Consider the following 21,098-nt stretch of genomic DNA (forward strand, 5'->3'; position numbering starts at 1 on the left):
AGAGCGCAACAAAGTTGTCATCGTTGCGCACTCATCGCTGGGAACTCATCGGGTTTCCATCAGTTTTCTGACCCGCTTTCAGGTTGGACGGTTGGTGTTGCAGTTGCCGTAACGCGTGCAACGCTCGGGCCTGATGTGATCCGGCGTTCTACGGCGGAGGTACCGGCCGCTCCCCGCAGGGCGCGTCCGAATGCTCGCCGCTTCAACGCCAGAGCCAGGCACGATTCGCTGGGGTGCAGCCATGCACCCCGGCCAGCCATCCGGCGTCGTTCATCCACCAGGACAGCGTTTGATCCGCTGCCTTCGGCGACGAGCCGGAGTAACTCATTCCGCTTGCCTTTCTTCCGGCATCCGATGCAGGTACGCTCCGGCTGATTCCCGCTTGCTACTGGCACGGTCATCTTCCTGACGTTCATATCTGCTGGCCGCGGACGGCCCTCCTCCGCGTGAACGGAATGGGGCACGCCCAAGGCGCACGGCTGCCGGCCGTTAGGCGCGGTCTTTACTATTCTAGCCCCTCCCTGCCCGTCTGCCCGAAACTGCGCGGGCGATTCGAGGCCGGGAGGGCGTCAGGAACTGTTCAGTTGTCGCGGGCAGCAGCGGCGTCGGACACGATGTCGATCCGCCAGCCGGTGAGCTTGGCCGCCAGCCGGGCGTTCTGGCCTTCTTTGCCGATGGCCAGGGACAGTTGGTAGTCCGGGACCACCACGCGCGCCGAGCGAGTGGCTTCATCGGTGATTGTGACCGAATTCACGCGCGATGGCGAGAGGGCGCTGGCGATGAAGGTGGCCGGATTCTCGCTGAAGTCGACGATGTCGATCTTTTCGTCGTTCAGTTCGGTCATCACGGCGCGGACCCGGGATCCCATTTCGCCAATGCAGGCGCCCTTGGCGTTGATACCGGGAACGTTTGCCTTGACAGCGATCTTGGTGCGGTGGCCGGCTTCACGGGCCAGGGCAACGATCTCGACGGAGCGGTCCGCAATCTCCGGCACTTCAAGTTCGAAGAGCTTGCGGACGAGGCCCGGATGGGACCGGGACAGGGTGACGGACGGGCCCTTGGAGCCGCGGTGGACGTCGATAACCAACGCACGCAGCCGGTTGCCGTGGATGTACTTTTCCCCGGGAACCTGCTCCGGCGGCGGCAGCAGCGCCTCCACGGAACCCAGGTTGACCTGGATCATGTGCGGGTTGTTGCCCTGCTGGATGGTGCCGGAGACCAGCTCGCCTTCACGGCCCTTGAACTCGCCCAGGACGTTGTCGTCCTCAACGTCGCGCAGGCGCTGCAGGATGATCTGGCGTGCGGTGCTGGCGGCGATCCGGCCGAAGCCTTCGGGAGTGTGCTCGAACTCGCCGATGGGGGCGCCGTCGTCGTCAATCTCCACAGCCCAGATGGTCACATGGCCGCTCTTGCGGTCCAGCTCGGCACGGGCCTTTTCGAAGGCGCCGGGCGACTTGTGGTACGCCACCAGGAGCGCCTGCTCAATGGTGGGGATCAGGAGGTCCAGCGGGATTTCACGCTCACGCTCCAGAAGTCTCAGTGCGCTCATGTCAATATCCATCAGGCCTCCTCAGAAGGTCCATTGTGTCCAGGTTCCAGACCATCCCCATTGAGGTGGCTGAATTCGATCTCGACTTTTCCGTTGCGGATCCTGTCGAAAGGAAGTTTCATGGGGTCGCCCTGCTTGGGCTTCATGCCCTTTTTCACCGCGATCTCCGGGACGATGGTGACTCCGTCACCGTCCACTGACGCGATCCGGCCCATGACATTCTCGCCCTGGACAACGTTGATCCTGGCCATGCGGCCCTTGGCGCGGTGCCAGTGCCGCGGTTCCGTCAGCGGGCGTCCGACGCCGGGTGAGGACACTTCAAGGTCGTAGGGCCTGCCGTCGTCTGCGGGATCGTTGTCCAGGACGTCTGAGAGAATCCTGGAGATGTCGGCAATGGCGTCAAGGCTGACGCCGCCGGTTTCTTCCTGCGGAAGGTCCACCACGACGTGGACCACCCGGTGGGAACCAGCCACGATGGCCACGTCCTCCAGGTAAAGGCGGTTGGCCTGGACCGCGGGTTCAAGGAGTGCGCGGAGCCGGTCGGCCTCCGGGTTGTGTGCGGGGGCGGCTTCAGCCTTACCCGTTCCGGTTTGGTCCGATGAAGCCGTGGCTTCTGCGTTACTCACGATGCCGCGCCGCCTCCCTTATAGATGATGTTGTGTGTACTAGCGTAGCTATTTTACCGGTCCGGTGGGGCGGAGATTCCCCGCCGGCGTGACACCATGGTCTGTTGTGAAAGAAGACGATCCGGAAAACCGCCCAAAGCTGCGCTATTTCCGGTACGCCGTTATTTCGTTCACAGCCCTGATTGTGCTCAGCCTGGGATTCTCGCTGATCCCCGCCGATCCGCCGGCGCCCGCGGATCCCCCGTTCTCCGAGCAGGCCAGGGTGGCCGCCCTGCAGGATTCGCTGGATCTGCGCGCTGCGGCCGGGCGGCTGTCAGCCAGCGCCGAGGCGGACGGCGACGCAAACCCAACCGCAGCGGACGAAACTGTGACGTTGCTGACCCTGCAGGCCCGCGCCCTCCTTTCACCGGCGGATTCTTCCCCGGAGGAGGATGCCCCGGGGTCCGCCACTCCCCTGCCGTCCGGACAGTCCGGGCCAGCCGCCGAGGCTGCGACGACGGCGGAGCCCACGCTTGCAGGGCTGGCTTCCGCGCTCTCGGCCAGTGGCGTTCAGCGCCTTACCGATGCTGCAAAGTCCGACGGCGGGATGGCGCGGTTGCTTGCCGGTGCCGGCACCGCCCAGCTGCTCGCAGCGGAGGACCTAGCCGCCGCCGCGGGCGTCGCCCAGGATACGCTTCCCCATGCCGGCACGGCAGCGCCTCCGGCCGCCGGCGCGCTGGCGCCCGATGCGACGGCGTCCTCCTGCCCGTCTCCTCTTCCGGAGCCCGGTGATGCAGGGCGGGAACCATCTGCCGCGGGGAGGTCGGCTGTACTGGGCAGTGCGTTGTCCGCAGCTGTGGCCACCGAGCAGCAAAGCCTGTACGCCTACCAGGCGGCGCTCCCCCGGCTTGGCGCGGGCGATGCTCCAGCAGCGGAGGCCTTCCTGGGGCAGCACCGGGAACTCGCTGCCCAGGCCGCGGCACACTCCCGTGCCGCCTGCAGTGCCCCGCCGGCGCAGCCGCCGGGCTTCGTGCTGGACCCTGGCTTCCTCGCGGCACCCCGCGACGGGCTGGCCCGCCTGGAAGTAGCGGCTCTGCCCGCCTACGGGGACGTCATTGCGCAGGCCGACGGCGGGCTGCGGAGCTGGGCGATCGCTGCCCTGCAGTCCGCCACGCGGCGCGCTGCCCACTGGAACGGCGGTGTAGGGCCGGTTCCCGGCCTCCTGCTGGACCAGGACCAGCTCCCGGAGCTTCCAGCCAGCCCCGCACCCGCGTCCGCCGGGACGTGACCTCGCCAAGCAATGGCGGCGGCCTGCCGGAAAGGGTGGCCCGGCGGGGCTTCTAATGGTTTGCTGAAGGAATGGATGCACACGACCAGTCCCAGCCTGCAGGCACGGACGCTGCGAGCCCCGAACTGCGCCGCCATATGGAGACCGAACCGCATGGAACGGACATTGCCCAACGGCTGAACTGGCTCCGGGCGGGTGTCCTGGGCGCAAACGACGGCATCGTCTCCGTCGCGGCGATTGTGGTGGGCGTGGCAGGAGCTACCTCCGAAACGGGTCCCATCCTCGCCGCCGGCGCTGCCGGGCTGGTGGGCGGAGCGGTGTCCATGGCACTTGGCGAGTACGTCTCCGTGAGCAGCCAAAGCGACAGCCAGCGGGCCCTGATCGAGAAGGAACGCCGGGAGCTGGCCGAGGAACCGGAGGAGGAACTCGCCGAACTCACCGCCATCTACCAGGCCAAGGGCCTTAGCCCGGAAACGGCCGGCAAGGTCGCTGAAGAGCTCACAGCCCACGACGCCCTGGCAGCGCACCTCTCCGCCGAACTCAACATCGACGAGACGGACATCGTGAGCCCCTGGCACGCAGCCTTCGCCTCGGCCGTGGCTTTTGTCATCGGCGCCATACTGCCGATGCTGGCGATCCTTCTCCCCCCGCCCGGAATCCGGGTTCCCCTGACCTTCGCGGCTGTCCTGGTGGCACTCGCGCTGACAGGCACGCTGGGTGCCTGGATTGGCGGCGGGTCGAAGACCCGGGCAGCAGTCCGGGTGGTGGTGGGCGGTGCCCTGGCACTCGCTGCCACCTTCAGCATTGGCACCATGCTCGGCGCCACGGGCGTGGTGTAGGAAAACCTGCCGGCCGCTGATACGTGCCGGCCAAACGGCAGGGCCCCGTTGCACCTAGGCTGGGACTGATGAGCCAGCCAACGGCAGTACCCATCCCGCCGGACCTTACCGGGCGCTACTCCCGCACCGCCACCGGACGGGAGTGGCTCGCTTCCCTGCCCGGCGTCACTGCGGGCCTGCTGGAGCGGTGGCGGCTCGTGCCGGACCTCGCCCCTGGCTCACTGCCGTGGAACGGGCACGGCGCGGTAGTGATACCGGTTCTTCGGGCGGACGGCCGGCCAGCAGCCCTCAAGATCGCCTTCCCGCACGAGGAAGCGCGCGTTGAGCGGCATGCGCTGACGCTATGGGGCGGGCACGGCGCCGTCACCCTCCTGGCGGCCGACGCCGGCACGTGTTCCATGCTCCTCGAAAGGCTCGACGCCGGGCGCTCCCTGGGTACCGTCCCCCTGGCTGACGCCGCGGCCGTGTGGGGCGGACTCGTCCGGCAGTTGAGCCTTGTTCCCGACGACCGGCCGCAGTGGCGGGAATTCGAGCACATCGCAGCTCGTGCCGAACAGTGGAGTGATGACCTGCCCGCTGAGTGGGAACAGCTCGGCCGCCCCTTTCCACGGTGGCTGCTGGAAGCGGCGCTCGAGGTGTGCCAGACGCGGGGCGCGGTGGGGCGCCGCTCGGGGCGGGACGTGCTGGTCCACACGGATTTGCACTTCCTCAACATCCTGGCCAGGCCGGATGGTGAGGCAACGGCTGGAAGGCCGGTGTCTGAAGCCTTCGCCGCCATCGATCCGCAGCCCATGATCGGCGAAGCGGAATTCGGCGTGGCGCCGCTGTTGTGGAACCGGCTGCAGGAGCTGCCGCTGAACCAGCCTGAATCCGGCCTGCGGCAGCGCTGCGTGGACTTCAGCGCCGCTGCCGGGCTTGACCCCGACGCCGCGCGGGAGTGGGGCCTGGCCAGGGAAGTGGCAAACGCGCTGGGGTACGCCGGCCAGCCAGGCCACCGCGGTGACCTGGCACGCTCACTTTGGGTTGCCAGCACCCTTGCCGGCCGCACCCTCGAGGGACTGCCGCCGGCCCACGCGCTGCCGGAGCCCGGCCAGGCGCCCGGCGTATAACGGCAACCGGGCACGGCCTTCTCCTGCAGGCCGGGGCGGCGGGCACCACGCAGCGGTCAGCTGCCGCGCACTGCGCAGTGCGCGGCCTTGACCGTCAGGCGAAGTTTTCCTGCCAGACGTCGTAGCCGAGCTTAATGATCAATGCCGACACCACCAGCAGGAAGACCACCCTGACGAACCGGCTTCCCTGCTTCACGGCCGTCCTGGCGCCCAGGTAACCGCCGGCCATGTTCGCCGCCCCCAGCAGCAGGCCCACGCCCCACAGGATGGACCCATGGGGCAGGAAGAACAGCAGTGCCCCCGCGTTGGTGGCCATGTTGACGATTTTTGCCTTGGCGCTGGCCTCGAGGAAGGCGTAACCCATGGCCGAGACCAGGGCGATGACAAGGAACGAGCCCGTCCCCGGCCCGATCAGGCCGTCGTAGAAACCGATGATGGCTCCGATCAGGCAGGCCACCACGTAGTGCTTGTGGCCGTCGTGGCGCAGCGCGGTGATGCCGCCGACGTCCGGTTTCAGGGCTGTGAAAAGCGCGACGGCGACCAGCGCGGTGACGATGATGGGCTTGAAGACGCTGGCGGGCAGGTTTGCCGCCAGGACGGCGCCGCCAAAGCTGCCCGCCAGGGCGATCGCGGCCATGGGCAGGGCCGTCTTAAGGTCCGGCCCCACCCGCCGGTAGTAGGTGGCGGCGCTGGTGGCGGTACCGAAGATGGATCCCATCTTGTTCGTGGCCAGCGCCTGGACGGGGGTGATCCCCGGGACCAGCAGAAGGGCCGGGAGCTGGATCAGGCCGCCCCCGCCCACCACTGCGTCAACCCATCCGGCGGCAAAGCCGGCCAGCACGATCAAGAGGAGAGTTGTCAGCCCGAGGGATTCGAGTCCGAACTCCACCGTTGCGTCAGTTGGTGCGGACAGCGTTGACTACATAGTCAACAGCCTTGTCTACCGCCACGTTCTCGGCGTCGCCGCTGCGGCGGTCCTTGATCTCCACAACACCGTCCACCAGGCCGCGTCCGACAGCCAGGATGGTGGGAACGCCCACCAGTTCCGCGTCCCCGAACTTGACCCCGGGCGATACCTTGGGCCGGTCGTCGAGGAGGACATCGAGCCCCGCCGCCTCAAGTTCGGCTGCCAGCCGCTCGGCGGTTGCGAAGATCTCCTCGCCCTTGCCCACCGCGACGACATGCACATCGGCGGGGGCAACAGCCCGCGGCCAGACGAGTCCCCTGGCATCGTGGTTCGATTCCGCCAGTGCCGCAACGGCCCGGGTGACGCCGACGCCGTAAGAGCCCATGGTGACGGTGACCTGCTTGCCGTTCTGGTCCAGGACCTTCAGTTCCAGTGCTTCTGCGTACTTGCGGCCGAGCTGGAAAATGTGCCCCATCTCGATGCCGCGGGCGGTCTCCAGCGGACCGGAACCGTCCGGGGCGGGATCGCCTTCGCGGACCTCGGTGCACTCGATGACGCCGTCCCAGGTGAAGTCGCGTCCTGCCACCAGGCCATAGACATGCTTGCCGGCCGCATTGGCGCCGGTGATCCAGGACGTGCCGCGGACCACGCGGGGGTCCACCAGGTACAGGAGCTTTGTTGAGCTTTCGGCGCCCAGCAGGGGCTCGTCCAGGGTCAGGCCGGGGCCAAGATAGCCCTTGACGATAAGCGGCTGCTTCTTCAGGTCGTCGTCGTTGGCCGCTTCCAGGCCGATCTCGCCGCCGATGGGCAGGAACGAGCCGATGTTTGCCTCAACGCGCTTCAGGTCCACGCCGCGGTCGCCTGGAACACCGATGACTACCAACTGGCGCTCTCCGGTGGGCAGGGTGACGGCGAGCACCACGTTCTTCAGCGTGTCCGCGGCAGTCCACGCGCCGCCGTCGGCCTCGCTGCGGGGCGCGATCTGGTTGGAGGCGGCCACCAGGGTGTCGATGGTGGGGGTGTCCGGGGTGTCGCGGACCTCGGCGGCGGGAGCCGCGCTGAAGTCGATGTCCGCCGGGACCACGGTGGTGACGGCCTCAACGTTGGCTGCGTAGCCGCCGGCGGAGCGCACGAACGTGTCCTCGCCGATGTCCGTCGGGTGCAGGAATTCCTCGCTCTTTGAACCGCCCATGGCACCGGCCGTCGCGGTGACGGGAATGACTTCCAGGCCCAGGCGCTCGAAGATGCGCAGGTAGGCGCCGCGGTGGGCGGCGTAGCTGGCGTCCAGGCCGGCGTCGTCAACATCGAATGAGTAGGAGTCCTTCATGATGAACTCGCGTCCGCGCAGGAGGCCCGCGCGGGGACGCGCCTCGTCCCGGTACTTGTTCTGGATCTGGTAGAGGCTCAGCGGCAGGTCCTTGTAGGACGAGTACAGGTCCTTGACCAGCAGCGTGAACATTTCCTCGTGGGTGGGGGCCAGCAGGTAGTCGGCGCCCTTGCGGTCCTGGAGCCGGAAGAGGCCCTCGCCGTATTCGGTCCAGCGGTTGGTGGCCTCGTACGGCTCGCGGGGCAGGAGGGCCGGGAAATGGACTTCCTGCGCCCCGATGCTGGCCATCTCCTCGCGGATGATGGCTTCCACCTTGCGCAGGACGCTCAATCCCAGCGGCAGCCAGGTGTAGATGCCCGGGGCGGCGCGGCGGATGTAGCCTGCGCGGACCAGGAGCCGGTGGCTTGCCACCTCGGCGTCGACGGGATCTTCACGCAGGGTGCGCAGGAACAGCTGGGACAGTCTTGTAACCACGGGCGGGTATCCGTTTCTGGGGAGGTGCTGGAGCTACAGCAAGCCGGGCATTTCGTCTGGGTACTAATCTACCGGCTAGCGGGGGCCTTTCCGGCGGCCCGGCTCCCTGGCGGGCGCCGCCCGGCGTGCACCCGGCGCAGAACAGCCCGCAACGCAGTTGAGCCACGCCCGGACATGCAAAGCCCCTGGCCCCCCAAGAGGCTGGTCATCGCGTCCGGGCGTGGCTCGACGCCGTTATCGCCCAAGTACTGGTGAGGACTGGTGAGACCGCCCACGCCACTCCAGCGCAGCTAGATCGAACCTATGTGATGCAGCGCACTATGACAAGTGCTGCCCACATTCCTGGCATGCACGGGCACGTCAGCCGCCTAGAAGAGCACCGTGGCGAAGGTCCCCACCTGGCTGAAGCCCACCCGCTCGTAGGTAGCCCGCGCGCGGGTGTTGAAGCCGTTGACGTAGAGGCTGGTGACGGGCGCAATCTTGCGTGCCTGCTCCACCACGGAAGCCATGTACCCGGCGCTCAGGCCCTGGCCCCGGTACAACGGGTTCATCCAGACGCCCTGGATCTGCGTGACCTCGGAGGTGACGGCACCGAGCTCGGCCTTGAACACCACCTCGCGGGCTTCGTTCAGATGAACCAGGGAGTGGCCCTGCCGAATCAGGCCTTCCACGCGGCGGCTGTAGAATTCCCTGCCGCCCAGGAAGGGTGAATACCCCACTTCTTCTTCGAACATGGCGGCGCAGGCCGGCAGGATCCGGTCGAAGTCCGCGAGGTTTCCCAGCCCCAGCCCCGGGTTCGGCTCCACGGACGGCGGCTCGCTAATGGTCATCAACGGCTGGTCCGGGCGGACTTCATGGGCCCGGTGTCCCAGTTCAACCAGTTCGGCGTGCAGCGCGAGCACGGCGGTGGCCGGCCCGAAAGCGGATGCGTAGCGGCGTCCGGACTTGTTGGCAGCGGCGGCCACCACTCCGGCCAGGGTGGGATCGAGCTGGACGGGCACCAGGTTGGCCCCGGCCCAGCACGCACCTGCCAGGACGCCGTCGTCGAACACGCCCAGGACACCGGCACCGCCGCTGGTGGGAGCGGCGGTACCGGCTGCGCGCAGGTGCGCGAGGATGAACACGTTGGAGACCGGATCACGCTGCGCCAGGAGCACCAAGGCAGCGGTGTCGTCCCCGTCAAGGGTGCGGATGGAAATCCCCGGCGGGTCGGGGACGTCCTTACGAGACGCTAACCACGGGGCTACCCTTGACAGCATCTTCGCCATCGGCCTCCCCCATCTCTTCCGCGATACGCATGGCCTCTTCGATCAGTGTCTCAACAATCTGGCTCTCGGGCACAGTCTTGATGACCTCGCCCTTCACAAAGATCTGGCCCTTGCCGTTGCCCGAGGCAACGCCAAGATCGGCTTCGCGGGCCTCACCGGGTCCGTTCACCACGCAGCCCATGACGGCTACCCGCAGCGGAATCTCCATTCCTTCCAGCCCGGCGGTGACCTGCTCGGCCAGCGTGTACACGTCCACCTGGGCGCGGCCGCAGGAAGGGCAGGAGACGATTTCGAGCTTGCGGGGGCGCAGGTTGAGGGACTGCAGGATCTGGTTTCCCACCTTGATCTCCTCCACCGGCGGGGCCGAGAGGGAAACCCGGATGGTGTCGCCAATGCCCTTGGACAGGAGCGCCCCGAAAGCCGTGGCCGACTTGATGGTGCCCTGGAACGCCGGCCCGGCCTCGGTGACGCCAAGGTGCAGCGGCCAGTCGCCTTTTTCCGCCAGCATCTCGTAGGCCGCCACCATGATGACGGGGTCATTGTGCTTGACCGAGATCTTGAAGTCGTGGAAACCATGTTCCTCGAAGAGGGACGCTTCCCAGACAGCAGATTCCACTAAGGCTTCAGGGGTGGCCTTGCCGTACTTCTTGAGGATGCCCGGCTCCAGGGATCCGGCGTTGACGCCAATGCGGATGGACGTCCCATGGTCGCGGGCGGCGGCGGCGATCTCTTTGACCTGGTCATCGAACTTGCGGATGTTGCCCGGGTTTACGCGCACTGCTGCGCAGCCGGCCTCGATCGCCGCGAAGACGTACTTGGGCTGGAAGTGGATGTCCGCGATCACCGGGATCTGCGACTTCCGGGCGATGATCGGCAATGCCTCGGCGTCGTCGGCAGACGGGCAGGCCACGCGCACAATGTCGCAGCCGGACGCCGTCAGTTCGGCAATCTGCTGCAGGGTGGCGTTGATGTCCGTGGTGGGCGTGGTGGTCATGGACTGCACGCTGATGGGCGAGTCCGATCCCACACCCACGGAACCGACTTTGATCTGCCGGGTCTTGCGGCGGGGGGCAAGGACGGGTGGCGGTGCTGAGGGCATTCCCAGGCTGACCGAGGTCACGAGGACTCCTAGAGATTGAAAAAGGGAGGGGCTTAGGCGGTGAGGCCGGCGAGCACGCCGATGATGGGTGACCACTCCGTGATGCGTGTCCCGGCTACGACTCCGGCAGCGGCGAAGGGATCCTGCTTGAGGATCGAGTTAAGGGCGGCCTCGTCTGCTGCCTTGAAAATCAGCAGCGCGCCGGCCCCGTCACCGTATGGTCCACTGGCAAGGACGGCACCGTCCTGCGCAAGGCCCGAGAGCCATTCGCGGTGCGCTGCCCGGGCGGCGTTGCGGTCTTCTGTGGAATCGGCGGCATAAACGTACTCAACGGCAAAAACTGTCATACCGCTACCCTATCTCCCCGCCTGCCTTCGCACCCATCCGGAGGGTGGACGCGCCTGGCCGGAGGGGCGGCTTGGCAGCTGTATGGGACGCCTGCGATCAGGCCAGGAAGAGGACCTTGATAGCTGCGGCTGTTCCCGCCGCCCACAGCATGGACGCCAGCGTTCCAATAATGAACCGTTCAGCCGCCACCGGCGTTTCCTTGAGCTCCGCGAACCTGCCCAGGCCCTTGATGGCCACAATGTAGGCGATGGCCACCGGCTGGCCGGTGAGGATGGCGAGGCACACTCCCAGCCGCTCGAGGATTCCGATGATGGCACCGCCCCGAAGAATGCGCTGGGCGGGAGCGGCCGGTCCGGAGCCGGCAAGGCCCGACGGCGGCGCGTCGGCAGCTGCGGTCAGCTCGCCGTCGACGCCCTGGGACCCGCCGGCGGGCGGCAGGTCAACGGTCACATCCGCGGACGGATCTTCGGCGGCCCTTTTGGCGTCCTCCGCAGCCTTGGCTGCGTCTGCCCTGTCGTCGATGGTCCTGGCCAGCCGGAACACCAGTGCAGTCACTGGCCACCCGGCGAATCCGGCAACGAGCAGCGCAACCGCGATCCAGAGTACGTTCACCGGTTTCCTTCCGTTGAAGTGCGGGCTGCCAAGGAATGGGCGTAGTCCAGCAGCATGGCGGCTGCCGGCCTCGCCGCCCATTCTTCCTGCCACCCGGACCTCAGCACGGCACGGCTCACCGACTGTTCGGTTATTCCCAACTCCCGGGCCACCTGTTTTTGGCTGCCATGCCTGGCTCCACCCTGGATGGCCCGCAGCCGGTCCACCACCCGCCACTGGGCCTCGGTGCGCTGCTGCACCAGGCGTCCAATCAAGCGAAGCACCGCCTGGGCATTTGCGCTGGCCATGGCGTCCTCCCCGGCGTGGGCTTGAAGATCCTTACTGCGGACCATGGTGCCGGACACCACTGACAACGGAACCTGGCCGGCGGCACCCTTGGCGAGTTCCACGGCTTTGCGGGCCGCCACAAAGCCGCTTCCGGAGCCCTCGCGCGGGCTGGCACCTGGCGCCAACCCCACGGCCCCGATTCCTATGCCCACGTACCAGTGCCCGTCGCGGAGCGCATGCAGTGCCACATCCACCACATCGGCGGCCTGTTCCACCACTCCCTGGAGTTCGTCCCCTACCGAACGTTCAAAGGGCACGGGCGTAAGGTTCCGCAGGGCGGCGATCAGCTCCGGGACGCGGTCAATATCGGAGGTGCTGCCCTGCTGGTCGATCGTGAGGACGTACATGCCCTAACCGTACGCGGGTGAGGATCACCAATCAAACATATTTGGCTGATTATTTAATATCAGTCAAAATATGCTAATTTTACGTAGTCACCCTGCAGGAGATAACTCCCGCCCCTGCCGGGCTGAACCACGCCAGGCAGTCCCACCGGCGGCAACTGCCAACAGCGCAGCTCCGGCGCTTTGGGTGGGCAGGCTGCTCCCCGTTGTCGCCTGCCCCAGAACCACCCCGAGGGCGTAGAACACGACGGCGCCGGTCACCCACAGTGCTCCTGCCCACCGCGGGAGCACGCGTGAACGCCAGACCGCGACGCCGAGCAGGACAGTCCGAACAAAGGCAAGCACCAGCCCGGCCATGAACGCCGCCGACATCGATCCAGGGAACTCGAGCTGCATGACGTCCTGGTTCCCCGCCAGGTAAGCCCTCCCCACAGCCGGAGTCACGAAGGTGGAAATAACTGCAGGCACCAACAGCAACGCGGTACCGGCAGCCGCTATGACCATTGCCGCCAGCGCCAGGCGTCCGGACCGGCCGCCTGCCAGAAAACAGCCCAGCGCAAAGAGCCCGAAGACAGCCAGGATGGTGCCTCCCGTACTGCCGACGAGATGGCTGGCCTGGTAGGAGTACGAACTGACGAACCGTGCCCAGGCGCCGGGGTCAATCTCCTGGTCCGGCTGGGGCTCCAGGGAAGACCAGGCCGTGAGAAGCCAGGATGCAGGCAGCGCCCACAGTCCCGCACGGATCCAGCGGCCGGTGTCCTGCGGATTCATGTGATCGCCCTTCCTGAAAAGGCTGCTACGGCGTCCCTCCGGATGGAGGGCACAGTGTCAGCCGAAGAGGTTCACCGGCTTCACGATGTCGGCGTAGATGAGGAGGGCGCTCATGCCCATCAGCAGGGCGGCCACCACGTAGGTCACTGGCAGCAGCTTGGCGATGTCGAAGGCACCCGGGTCAGGTTTGCCAAACAGCTTGGCCACCTGGCGCCGGGCCCCCTCGTACAGGGCACCGGCAACATGGCCGCCGTCGAGGGGCAGCAGCGGTATCAGGTTGAAGACCGCGAGTGCGAAGTTCAGGCCCGCCAGCAGCCCGATCAGTGCGGCCAGCCGGGACTGCACCGGGATTTCTTCCATGGCGGCCACTTCCCCGGCGACGCGTCCTACGCCCACCACGCTGATGGGGCCGTTGGGGTCGCGGGGCTCCTCGCTGAAGGCAGCCTTTGCCACACCCACCACGCGGGCGGGCAGGTTGAACACCACCCCTGCCACCTGGCGGATGTTCTCCCCCGCCATGGGCAGGACGGACGACGCCGGCTGGGCCACAAGTTCGGTCTGGGAGCCGATGCCCAGGAAGCCGACGTCCTGGTAGCGGAGGGTGCCGGCGTTGTCCGTTTCCTGGCGGCCGTCCGCCCCGATGACGGGCCGGGCCGACAACACCGGGGTCACCGTGGTGGACACCTGGGCGCCGTCCCGCTCAACGGTGATGCCCACCTCGCGCCCGGCGGAGGCCCGGATCCATTCCGTCAGCTGGTCCCAGCCGGTCACGGTCTTGCCGTCGAAGGAGGTGATCCTGTCATTGGGCCTGAGGCCGGCCGCGGCAGCGGGCGTGGGCTGGCAGTCCGCCGAATCCGGATCCACCGTTTCCCCCACCGCCACCTGGCATTTGGACACCTCGGAAATGGTGGTGGTGGCCGTGGCCATGCCAAAGCCCATGAGCAGCACCGCAGTGAGGAGCACGCCGAGGACCATGTTCATGGCCGGGCCGCCCAGCATCACGATGACCTTCTTCCAGACCGGAAGCCGGTAGAACACCCGCTTTTCGTCACCTGGCCCCACTTCCTCGTGGGCCATGGACCGGGCTTCGGTGGCCAGGGTCTGGAACATGCCGGTGCTGGAGGGGCGGACGGAGCCGTCATCCTTGTTGGGCGGGTACATGCCGATCATGGACACGAAGCCACCCAGCGGGATGGCCTTCACACCGTATTCGGTTTCACCCTTCCGCCTGGACCAGAGGGTGGGGCCGAAGCCGATCATGTATTTGGTGACGCGGACCTTGAACAGCTTGGCGGGCACCAGGTGCCCCACTTCGTGCAGCGCAATGGACACGGCAATGCCGATCGCCACAAAGACGACGCCGAGGACAAAAAGGAGGACGGGGGTCATTGACGTGCTGCTGCTTCCTAGAGACTTCTGACTGCTAAACGTTCATTGGCGCGGGCACGTGCCCAGCTTTCAGCATCCAGCACCGACTCCACCGTCAGCCCGGAGGACCCTGGGTGTTCGCTGAGGACGGCATCGATCGTGTCCACAATGTCCGTAAACCTGATGCGCCCGGCGTGGAAGGCTGTGACGGCTTCCTCATTCGCGGCGTTGAACACGGCGGGGAACGTGCTGCCCTGCCCCGCTGCGTGCTTGGCGAGTCCGACGGCGGGAAAGGCCTCCGTGTCCAGCGGCTCGAAGGTCCAGGTGGCCGCGCGCGTCCAGTCGCAGGCAGCGGCGGCTTTGGGCACCCGGTCCGGCCAGCCCAGTCCCAGCGCAATGGGGAGGCGCATGTCCGGCGGGGATGCCTGGGCGATGATGGAACCGTCGATGAACTGCACCATGGAGTGCACCACGGACTGGGGATGGACCACCACGTCGATCCGGTCAAGCGGCACGTCGAAGAGCAGGTGCGCCTCAATAACTTCCAGGCCCTTGTTGACGAGCGTGGCCGAGTTGGTGGTGACCATGACGCCCATGTCCCAGGTGGGGTGGGCCAGGGCTTCCTGTGGGGTGACCCCGTGCAGTTCGTCCCTGTTCCTGCCGCGGAAGGGCCCGCCGGATGCGGTCAGGATCAGTTTTTCCACTTCCCCGGCCGAACCCGAGCGCAGGCACTGGGCGATCGCTGAATGTTCGGAGTCCACGGGTACGATCTGCCCTTCCCGGGCGGCTGCCTTCACCAGCGATCCGCCCACAATGAGGGATTCCTTGTTGGCCAGGGCGAGTGTGGCGCCGGAGCGCAGGGCGGCCAGCGTGGGCGCCAGTCCGATCGAGCCGGTAATTCCATTGAGCACCACCTCCGCCTCAACGCCGGCGATCCGCGTGGAGGCGTCCGGTCCGGCGATGATCTCCGGCCGGTAGCCGGGCTTTCCCGCCGCCGCGGCAGCGTCGGCCACCAGCGATGCCAACTGTGCGGGGTCACCGCCGGCAATGCCGATCACGGACGCGCCGGTGTGCACTGCCTGGCGGGCGAGCAGTTCCAGGTTGCCTCCCCCGGCACTGAGGGCCACCACCTCGAAAAGGTGCGGGGCGCCGTCGACGACGTCAATCGCCTGGGTGCCGATGGAACCGGTGGATCCGAGGAGGACGATTCTGCGTGGCTGCATTGCTTAAGTATCCCGCACCGTGCCGCCCGGCCGTTCAGGACCTTCCAAGCTGCGATTCAGGCCGCAGGACAGCGGGCACGACGCCGGACAGTGCTGTTTCTGCCAGCGCCTCCCCCAGCGCCGGCGCCTGCTTGAAGAGGTTATGCCCGGCCACGGCGCTGACGCTGCCGGCTGACCAGATTCCCACGCCGTCATCGCCCCACGGCAGTCGCGTCACCCAGCAGTGGACGTAGCCGGCCGGTTCAGGATCGAGGCCGGGCAGCGCAGTCCGCACGTAGGCTGCCGCACGCGCCGCCAACGACTCCAGGGCAGCCGGGTCGGCGAGGCTCCCGTCCTGGCGCACGTCGGTTGTTTCGCTCAAGCCCACTGAGTAACGCAGGTTGTCGGCCGAGGGCGCCGCGTAAACGCCGGTCTCCCCGAATACCCCGCTGCCGTCCTGGAATGTTGGCAGCGGGGCAGGCGGGACATCCCGCACGCGGAACGTCACGCGGGCGTGCGCGGCAAGTTCAACGGGTATGTCCAGTCCGGCGCCCCGCGCCAGGGCTGCCGTGCCGCGTCCGGCGCACAGGACTGCATGGTCGAACCGGTCCACGCGGGTCCCGGTCCGGACCTCCACACCCTGGCCGGGAGTGGGCCGGACAGCCATGACGTGGTCCGCCACGAGGGCGTCCTTGAGCTTGCCGGCCAAGGCCCGGAACGCGGCGCTGGTGCGGATTGTCCCGCCGTGGGCATCGAGCATCGCCTTGCCCTGGAAGTCTGCGAGGATCGGCAGCGCGGCCGCAAGTTGTCCAGGGGTAAGCAGCTTAATAGGGACTTCGGGCAGGCCGCTGAGAACGCGGAGCTTGTCCTCCACGCTGTCCCCAATAGCCACCGCACCGGCGCCGGAGACCAGTTCCACACCGAAGTCCGCCTCCCACTCCCGCCAGAGGGCGCGGCTGTGACGCACGAACGAGGCCAGCCGGACGTCGTCGTGGGCGTGCCGGAAGATCCTCGATTCCCCGGCTGACTGTCCTGAGCCCGGGGTCCCGGACTCGTAGACAGTGACGTCCGCGCCTGCCTTCTGGAGGGCATGGGCTGTGGACAGCCCGACGATACCTGCACCTATTACCGCAACACGTGTCATGGATCCAGCAAAACATGTTTGTGCAGGCCGGCGCACCGGGCCACGTACTCAGGCGGCCGCGAGTTCCACCAGGCCCTTGGCCAGCGTGGCCACGGCACCCAGGTAGGCAATGATTGTGACGATGCGGCGGGCGGACGCGGGGCGCACCCGGCCGGCCAGCAGGTCACCCGCAGCGATGCCCGCAACCATCGCTGCCAGGATCGCCAGCCACTGCCAGCCTTCCAAGGCAGGGACGTGCCCGCCGGACAGCACGTACTTGGTGAGCAGCGACGTGAACCCGGTGGTGATGAAGTACGGCTGCAGGGTGGCGCTGAAGCTCTTCTGCTCCCATCGGGTGGCGATGGCATAGGCCGTGATGGCAGGACCGCCAACGCCCGCGGCGGCATTCATCAGGCCGCTGGAAAACCCCAGGGACGCCATGGGGACCGGGCCGCTGGCACGCCAGGAACTCCTGGTCAGCCGCTGGGACGCGAGCAGGGCGATGAGGAGCAGGACACCGATGCAGATCTGCAGCGGGGCTTCCGGCACGTTGCTCGCCAGCCAGGCACCGGGCAATACGCCGGCCAGTGCTGCGAGCGCCAGCCCGAAGTACTTCTTCCAGGCGACGTGCCGCCACACCCGGGAGAGGATAAGGAGCGATGACGTGGCGCCGCAAAGATTGACGATCATCACGCCGTCGAAAGGGCCCAGGAGCACCACCAGCACCGGGGAAACGAGCAGCCCAAAGCCCAGGCCCGCGATCCGCTGGGCCAGCGCGCCTGCAATAACGGCGATCAGCACCAGCACGAACATCCCTCGATCCTAGTGGCATCCCCCTGGTGGGGTTCCCCTGTGGCATCCCTGACGGGCGTCGGCGTAACGTGGGTTGCGTGGACTGGCTCTCCTGGTTCGATGCGCCGGAATACGAATTCGCGCGGCAGGTGCTGCAGCGGGGTGTGGCGGCCCTGTACTTCGTCGCGTTCCTGTCCTCGCTGAACCAGTTCCCGGCGCTTCTGGGTGAGCGGGGCCTTCTCCCGGTACCCGACTTCCTGTCCGGTTTCAGCCGCCTGCGGCGGCCCACGCTGTTCCGCTGGCGGTACACGGACCGGCTGCTGCGCTGGGTGTGTGCCGCCGGGCTGCTGGTGTCGGCGCTGCTGGTGGCCGGCATCCCGCAGCAGGGCCCGCCTTGGGTTCCACTCGTCGCCTTCCTGGCCCTGTGGCTGCTGTATATGTCTATCGTCAATGTGGGACAGACGTTCTACGGCTTCGGCTGGGAGATGCTGCTCCTGGAGGCCGGCTTCACCGTCGCTTTCCTGGGCTCGGACCAGACCGACCCGCCGCGCACCATCCTGATCCTGATCGTGTGGCTGGTGTTCCGGCTGGAATTCGGTGCCGGGATGATCAAGATCCGCGGCGGCCGGGAATGGCGTGACCTGACGGCCCTGTACTACCACCACGAGACCCAGCCGATGCCTGGGCCGCTGAGCCGGCAGGCGCACCTCCTGCCGAAGCCCCTGCACAAGGTTGAAGTCCTCGGCAACCACTTCGCCCAGCTCGTGGTGCCGTTCTTCCTGTTCGCACCCCAGCCCGTCGCCAGCGTGGCCGCGGGGATCGTCATTTTCACGCAGCTGTGGCTGGTGGCCACAGGCAACTTCGCCTGGCTGAACTGGATTGCCATCGTGCTGGCCTTCGCCGCCGTTAGCGATCCCGTTGCGCATGCCGTGCTGCCGGCCATCCCCTTGGACTGGCACGGCCAGGCCGGCGTGGAGAGGGAGACTCCCCTGTGGTGGCTGGCCCTTACCCTGGCGGCCACGCTGCTGCTGGCGGTCCTCAGCTACTGGCCGCTGCGCAACCTTTTCTCCCGCCGCCAGCTGATGAATGCCAGCTTCAACCGGTGGCAGCTGGTCAATACCTACGGGGCATTCGGCACCGTGACCAAGCAGCGGATTGAGATTGTGGTGGAGGGAACCTTCGACGAGGATCCGGACGAGTCCTCCGACTGGCGGGAGTACGGTTTCAGGGGCAAGCCGGGTGACGTCCGCAGGCTCCCCCGGCCGTGGGCGCCCTACCACCTGCGGCTTGACTGGCTGATGTGGTTCCTGCCGCTGAGGACCGTCCACGAGGAATGGTTCTACGCCTTCCTGGGAAAGCTGCTGGAGGCGGACCGGCAGACCCTGCGGCTCCTCCGCCGTGACCCGTTCGACGGCGCACCGCCGCGCTGGGTGCGCGTGCGCAGCTACCACTACCGCTTTGCCAGCCGGAAAGAGTTCAGGAAGACCGGGAACCGTTGGGTGCGGACGCTGCTCTACGAGCCGATTCCGCCGTTGTCACTGCGGCGCTCCCCCGGGCGGCCGGGGTGAGCGGGCCGGCTACCCGATGGCCTGGGCGCGGCGGATGATTTCCTGGGCGTGCTTGAGGATGGGACCGTCGATCATCTTCCCCTGGTGCTGGAACACCCCCGAGCCGGCCGATGCTGCAGCCTCCAGAAGGGCTTCAGCAGCCGCGACGTCGGCATCGGAAGGTGCGTAGGCGGCCCGGACCACAGCGGCCTGGCTCGGATGGATGCACGCTTTGGAGCTGAAGCCGGAGGCCACGGCGTCGGCCGCTTCCTCCGCCAGCCCGGCCAGATCCGGGATGTCCGTGTACACAGCGTCCACCGCCTCCTTGCCGTGGGCGCGCGCAGCCAGCAGCACGGCGGAACGGGCGTGCAGCGCCACGGCCCGGTAACCGCCGTCGGCCGTCCTGCTGGAGGTTCCGCCCAGCGATGCCAGCAGGTCCTCTGCCCCCCACATCAGGCCCACCACGTTGGGGGCGGCGGCAATGGCGGGGGCATTGAGGACTCCCAGCGCTGTTTCACACAGCGCGATGACTTTGTAACCGTCCAGGGCTTCAAGCTGCTGGACAGTTTCCGTCTTGGCCAGCATGACCGTCCGGTAGGGCGTGTGGGCAAGGCAGTGAAGATCCTTCTCGAACTCCTCGGTGCCTGCGGGGTTTACCCGCACGATGGTGCAGCTGGGTTCAAGCTCCGGCTCCACCCCGGTGGTCCCCACTTGGGCCAGGATGGCGCCGCGGGCACGCTGCTTGTCCGCTGGTGCCACGGCGTCCTCAAGGTCCAGGATGACGGCGTCCGCCCGGGCAGCGGCCTTCTGGTAGCGCTCGGGCCGGTCGGCGGGGCAGAACAGCAGGGCAGGGCCCATTACGAAAGTCATACCGGCATTGTCTCCTGTCCGTTCCCCTGCCCTCTGCCGGGCTGGCCCGTATGGGCTTCCCGCGTCCACATCAGGCAGCTCCGCGTGGCAAGCGCCACCACCGTGCCGTCCTGGTTGCGGCCAGTGTGCTCCATGGTGACGATTCCCTGCCCGGGCCGGGAGCCCGAGAGCCGCTTTCCGCTGATGACCGTCTCGGTGTAGAGCGTGTCACCGTGGTAGAGCGGGTGCGGGAACGAGACCTCCGTCAGGCCCAGCTGCGCAATGATGGTCCCCTGCGTCAGCTGGGAAACGGACTGGCCCACCATGGTGGCCAGGGTGAACATGGAGTTCATGAGCCGCTGGCCGAAGGGCTGCCCGGCACTCCAGGCGGCATCCAGGTGCAGGGCCTGGGTGTTCATGGTGAGCGTGGTGAACAGGACGTTGTCCGCCTCTGTCACGGTGCGGCCAGGGCGGTGGGCGTACGTGACCCCTTCTTCCAGTTCCTCGAAGTACAGTCCCCGCTGTTCCACCACCCGCGGTTCCCCGCCGGTTGAGCCTGCCGCAGCGCCGCCACCGCCGCTCATACTGTCAGTTCCTGGTCCTCTTCGAACAGCTCGGCCCCGGTGGCGGCGGCAACGTCCTCCGCTGACACGTTGGGTGCCAGTTCGCGCAGCACCAGCCGGGACCCGTATTCGTCCGCCACGACGTCGATGACGGCCAGGTCCGTGATGATCCGGTCAACACAGCCTTTGCCGGTCAGCGGCAGGGAGCACTCCTGGACGATCTTCGGGTTACCGTTGCGGTCCACGTGCTCCATCATCACGATCACCTTCTTGGCGCCGAACACCAGGTCCATGGCGCCGCCCATTCCCTTGACCATCTTGCCCGGAATCATCCAGTTGGCCAGGTCACCGTTGGCGGCCACCTCCATGGCGCCCAGGACGGCCACGTCCACGTGGCCGCCGCGGATCATGCCGAAGGAAGAAGCCGAATCGAAGAACGCGGCACCCTTGTTGACGGTGACTGTCTCCTTGCCCGCGTTGATCAGGTCCGGATCAATGGCGTTTTCCTCCGGATAGGGGCCGACGCCGAGGATTCCGTTCTCCGAGTGGAGCACCACTTCCACTCCATCAGGAATGTAGTTGGGGATGAGGGTGGGCATGCCGATGCCGAGGTTGACGTACTGGCCGTTGCTGAGCTCCTTGGCCACCCGGGCCGCAAGTTCGTTCCGGGTCCACCCTTTGGCGCCGGCTCCGTCCGCCTGCACCTCGTGCTGCTGCGCCGCCGCCCGGCGGTACTCTGGCCGCACGCCTTCGGGCCGGGGAGCGTCGGGGCTGTTGGGGTCCATGG

22 protein-coding genes are annotated in these 21,098 nt (G+C 67.2%); 4 read left to right on the forward strand and 18 right to left on the reverse strand.

Translation table 11 applies throughout. From position 1 onward, the window contains the following. Window positions 1–59 precede the first annotated feature (59 nt). The 3 genes from IEX33_RS17040 to IEX33_RS17050 form a co-directional block, all read right to left on the reverse strand. Window positions 60–416, reverse strand: a complete 357-nt coding sequence (locus IEX33_RS17040) for a YlxR family protein (RefSeq protein ID WP_188732117.1) — start codon at window positions 414–416, stop codon at window positions 60–62. Window positions 417–580: 164 nt separating this feature from the next. Continuing rightward, window positions 581–1,561, reverse strand: coding sequence for a transcription termination factor NusA (gene nusA, locus IEX33_RS17045; RefSeq protein ID WP_066274794.1), 981 nt, complete (start codon window positions 1,559–1,561; stop codon window positions 581–583). Next, the gene (locus IEX33_RS17050; RefSeq protein WP_188732119.1) at window positions 1,561–2,175 is read right to left on the reverse strand and encodes a ribosome maturation factor RimP; all 615 of its coding nucleotides are present in this window, start codon (window positions 2,173–2,175) and stop codon (window positions 1,561–1,563) included. Before IEX33_RS17050 ends, nusA begins: the two co-directional genes overlap by 1 nt. Window positions 2,176–2,281: 106 nt before the next feature. Between IEX33_RS17050 and IEX33_RS17055 the strand changes: the two genes are divergently transcribed. The 3 genes from IEX33_RS17055 to IEX33_RS17065 all read left to right on the forward strand — a co-directional run bounded on the left by IEX33_RS17055 (window position 2,282) and on the right by IEX33_RS17065 (window position 5,390). Beyond that, window positions 2,282–3,442 (forward strand): DUF4439 domain-containing protein, encoded by a 1,161-nt coding sequence (locus IEX33_RS17055; protein ID WP_229675438.1) that lies wholly within the window; start codon window positions 2,282–2,284, stop codon window positions 3,440–3,442. A gap of 137 nt (window positions 3,443–3,579) precedes the next feature. Then, on the forward strand, window positions 3,580–4,281 hold the full coding sequence (locus tag IEX33_RS17060; RefSeq protein ID WP_174178911.1) for a VIT1/CCC1 transporter family protein: 702 nt from the start codon (window positions 3,580–3,582) through the stop codon (window positions 4,279–4,281). Window positions 4,282–4,349: 68 nt separating this feature from the next. Next, window positions 4,350–5,390, forward strand: a complete 1,041-nt coding sequence (locus tag IEX33_RS17065) for an aminoglycoside phosphotransferase family protein (RefSeq protein ID WP_188732121.1) — start codon at window positions 4,350–4,352, stop codon at window positions 5,388–5,390. A 94-nt stretch (window positions 5,391–5,484) separates the two neighbouring features. Here IEX33_RS17065 and IEX33_RS17070 read toward each other — a convergent pair whose 3' ends face one another. The 12 genes from IEX33_RS17070 to IEX33_RS17125 form a co-directional block, all read right to left on the reverse strand. Beyond that, window positions 5,485–6,279 carry a sulfite exporter TauE/SafE family protein gene (locus tag IEX33_RS17070; protein WP_188732122.1) on the reverse strand — a complete coding sequence of 265 codons (795 nt, stop codon included), beginning with the start codon at window positions 6,277–6,279 and terminating at the stop codon, window positions 5,485–5,487. A 7-nt stretch (window positions 6,280–6,286) separates the two neighbouring features. After that, on the reverse strand, window positions 6,287–8,098 hold the full coding sequence (locus tag IEX33_RS17075) for a proline--tRNA ligase (RefSeq protein ID WP_188732125.1): 1,812 nt from the start codon (window positions 8,096–8,098) through the stop codon (window positions 6,287–6,289). A gap of 368 nt (window positions 8,099–8,466) precedes the next feature. Further along, a complete protein-coding gene (locus IEX33_RS17080; RefSeq protein ID WP_188732202.1) occupies window positions 8,467–9,357 on the reverse strand; it encodes a GNAT family N-acetyltransferase in 891 nt (296 codons plus the stop codon). Further along, window positions 9,320–10,486: a flavodoxin-dependent (E)-4-hydroxy-3-methylbut-2-enyl-diphosphate synthase gene (gene ispG / locus IEX33_RS17085; RefSeq protein WP_066274770.1), complete on the reverse strand. Its 1,167-nt coding sequence runs from the start codon at window positions 10,484–10,486 to the stop codon at window positions 9,320–9,322. Before ispG ends, IEX33_RS17080 begins: the two co-directional genes overlap by 38 nt. Before the next feature lie 32 nt (window positions 10,487–10,518). Then, window positions 10,519–10,812 carry a YciI family protein gene (locus IEX33_RS17090; RefSeq protein WP_104185214.1) on the reverse strand — a complete coding sequence of 98 codons (294 nt, stop codon included), beginning with the start codon at window positions 10,810–10,812 and terminating at the stop codon, window positions 10,519–10,521. Between the two features lie 97 nt (window positions 10,813–10,909). Then, window positions 10,910–11,425 carry a hypothetical protein gene (locus IEX33_RS17095; RefSeq protein WP_188732127.1) on the reverse strand — a complete coding sequence of 172 codons (516 nt, stop codon included), beginning with the start codon at window positions 11,423–11,425 and terminating at the stop codon, window positions 10,910–10,912. Continuing rightward, window positions 11,422–12,099 (reverse strand): MarR family transcriptional regulator, encoded by a 678-nt coding sequence (locus tag IEX33_RS17100; RefSeq protein ID WP_188732129.1) that lies wholly within the window; start codon window positions 12,097–12,099, stop codon window positions 11,422–11,424. The genes IEX33_RS17095 and IEX33_RS17100 overlap by 4 nt, the downstream gene beginning before the upstream one ends. Before the next feature lie 87 nt (window positions 12,100–12,186). Beyond that, complete coding sequence (locus IEX33_RS17105; RefSeq protein WP_188732130.1) at window positions 12,187–12,867, reverse strand: hypothetical protein; 681 nt, start codon at window positions 12,865–12,867, stop codon at window positions 12,187–12,189. Between the two features lie 57 nt (window positions 12,868–12,924). Beyond that, on the reverse strand, window positions 12,925–14,256 hold the full coding sequence (locus tag IEX33_RS17110; protein WP_188732132.1) for a M50 family metallopeptidase: 1,332 nt from the start codon (window positions 14,254–14,256) through the stop codon (window positions 12,925–12,927). 17 nt (window positions 14,257–14,273) lie between these two features. After that, window positions 14,274–15,458, reverse strand: coding sequence for a 1-deoxy-D-xylulose-5-phosphate reductoisomerase (gene dxr / locus IEX33_RS17115; protein ID WP_104185219.1), 1,185 nt, complete (start codon window positions 15,456–15,458; stop codon window positions 14,274–14,276). Window positions 15,459–15,492: 34 nt separating this feature from the next. Then, window positions 15,493–16,581 (reverse strand): NAD(P)/FAD-dependent oxidoreductase, encoded by a 1,089-nt coding sequence (locus IEX33_RS17120; protein WP_188732135.1) that lies wholly within the window; start codon window positions 16,579–16,581, stop codon window positions 15,493–15,495. Window positions 16,582–16,629: 48 nt separating this feature from the next. Then, complete coding sequence (locus tag IEX33_RS17125) at window positions 16,630–17,373, reverse strand: TSUP family transporter (protein ID WP_188732137.1); 744 nt, start codon at window positions 17,371–17,373, stop codon at window positions 16,630–16,632. Window positions 17,374–17,450: 77 nt separating this feature from the next. Here IEX33_RS17125 and IEX33_RS17130 point away from each other — a divergent pair, with 77 nt between their 5' ends. Beyond that, window positions 17,451–18,920 (forward strand): lipase maturation factor family protein, encoded by a 1,470-nt coding sequence (locus IEX33_RS17130; RefSeq protein WP_188732139.1) that lies wholly within the window; start codon window positions 17,451–17,453, stop codon window positions 18,918–18,920. Between the two features lie 9 nt (window positions 18,921–18,929). Here IEX33_RS17130 and IEX33_RS17135 read toward each other — a convergent pair whose 3' ends face one another. The 3 genes from IEX33_RS17135 to IEX33_RS17145 are packed head-to-tail and all read right to left on the reverse strand — an operon-like array spanning window position 18,930 to window position 21,096. Beyond that, window positions 18,930–19,769 carry an HpcH/HpaI aldolase/citrate lyase family protein gene (locus IEX33_RS17135; RefSeq protein ID WP_188732141.1) on the reverse strand — a complete coding sequence of 280 codons (840 nt, stop codon included), beginning with the start codon at window positions 19,767–19,769 and terminating at the stop codon, window positions 18,930–18,932. Continuing rightward, window positions 19,766–20,332: a MaoC family dehydratase gene (locus IEX33_RS17140; protein WP_188732143.1), complete on the reverse strand. Its 567-nt coding sequence runs from the start codon at window positions 20,330–20,332 to the stop codon at window positions 19,766–19,768. Before IEX33_RS17140 ends, IEX33_RS17135 begins: the two co-directional genes overlap by 4 nt. Continuing rightward, window positions 20,329–21,096, reverse strand: a complete 768-nt coding sequence (locus tag IEX33_RS17145) for a CoA transferase subunit B (protein ID WP_229675439.1) — start codon at window positions 21,094–21,096, stop codon at window positions 20,329–20,331. Before IEX33_RS17145 ends, IEX33_RS17140 begins: the two co-directional genes overlap by 4 nt. Window positions 21,097–21,098: the final 2 nt, after the last annotated feature.

The sequence above is a fragment of the Pseudarthrobacter scleromae genome (assembly GCF_014644515.1).
GTDB lineage: Bacteria > Actinomycetota > Actinomycetes > Actinomycetales > Micrococcaceae > Arthrobacter > Arthrobacter scleromae.